Annotated in this window: 1 protein-coding gene; it reads right to left on the bottom strand. The window is 58.3% G+C overall.

Features of this window, described 5'->3' with window-relative positions; translation table 11 throughout:
* On the bottom strand, positions 1–1,256 hold a 1,256-nt coding region (locus Q4P78_RS08805), incomplete at its 3' end, for a C10 family peptidase (protein ID WP_303340002.1).
* Between the last annotated feature and the right edge of the window lie 95 nt (positions 1,257–1,351).

A 1,351-nucleotide genomic window follows, 5' to 3' on the forward strand; every position in this document is an offset into this window, starting at 1 on the left:
GTGGTCAGGGTTTCGGAAGTCGTGTTGTGTACAAAGAGTTGCACGGCCGTATAACAGCCGGTAACGGGCTGTTGGAGTAGGCGGATGGCCTCTATCTCCACCTCGCGCCCCGTGCGCGGTAGCGTGTCGGGCAGGATAGCGTTCGTTACGGGGTCGGGACAGAGCGCCAGTGCCTCTTGATTGCAGAAGAAGCCCCCTTCGTCAAACTCGGTCAGGCGGTCACTCTCCTGCTGTGGGTGAAAGAGTACGTCCAGTCGGTAGTAGCCGTCATAGTTGCCCCCGTAGCCCCAGTTGACGTGGATGAGGCCGCGTTCGTCTATACCATCGAGCACAAAGGCATGGCCGCCGGTCGTCATGAGGTAACCTGCATAGTAGACCGGGCGGTGGGCGACTATCTCGGACGCGATGAAGTTCCAGTAGTCTGTCGGGGCATACTTATAACTATCCAAGTAGTGTACGTAGGGCAGGCCAAAGGCTTGCTTCAAGGGGGCAATCAAGCGTACAGTCTGTGCGCCGCTGGCGGATAAGCCCCAGTTCATGTGCGCCGCAACGCCCAGGTAATAGGAGAGGCGTGCAACGGCATCTATCTCAGCCTCTGAGGCAGTGCCGTCAGCATAGTCTTCGCGGATAAGGCGAGTATCTACGGCAGTGCCAGGCAGGATGTCGGCTATCGTGTAGTGGGCGGTACGCCAGCCCTTGAGCGTATCCTTCAGCACGTACTGGCGGCGGTAGTAGGTCAGCACCTGCTCCATCGCTGTGGCGACACAGCCCACTTGGCAACGTTCCGTAGAGGGATGCCCCTGCGCATCGAGGTAGTAGGGGCAGGCCCGATTGTAGGGATCGAGCTGATGACGTATGGTCGTGAGCAGTGGATCTACGGGAGTGTACTCGGCACCCTCGGGCGGGTAGACCGTTACAGGATGTCCCAAGGCTGCCTGCAAGGGTGGCGGTGGAGGTAGGGCAGAGGATTGGGCTGAAGAACCATAGCCTAGGATAAGGGGAGACTGCACCTCTCCCCCTACCAGCAGAAAGTCTTCACCACACTCATAGCGGTAGCCTGCAGCATATGAGGCCGTTAACCGAATGGGGAGCTTCTCTGTGTTGCTGCGAGAGGAGCGCTGTGTGCGCCACCATTGCTCGGCCACAGCGCGGGCTTCAGCCTCGTCAATAGGGGATGCGGAGAGTGAGGTTACCCCTGTGACGATACCGAATAGTAGCAGAAGGAGTGGACGGAGTAATTGGCTCAAACGTTTCATTGGCTGATGCTTTAGGGCCGAGGTGTAGTGAAGGGGCGGGCGATGGGCTTGCTTTATGTGGGACTATTCGCCGATATTGAACTGTTTGCCGGATT

The sequence above is a fragment of the Rothia sp. (in: high G+C Gram-positive bacteria) genome, assembly GCF_030540545.1.
Lineage (GTDB): Bacteria > Actinomycetota > Actinomycetes > Actinomycetales > Micrococcaceae > Rothia.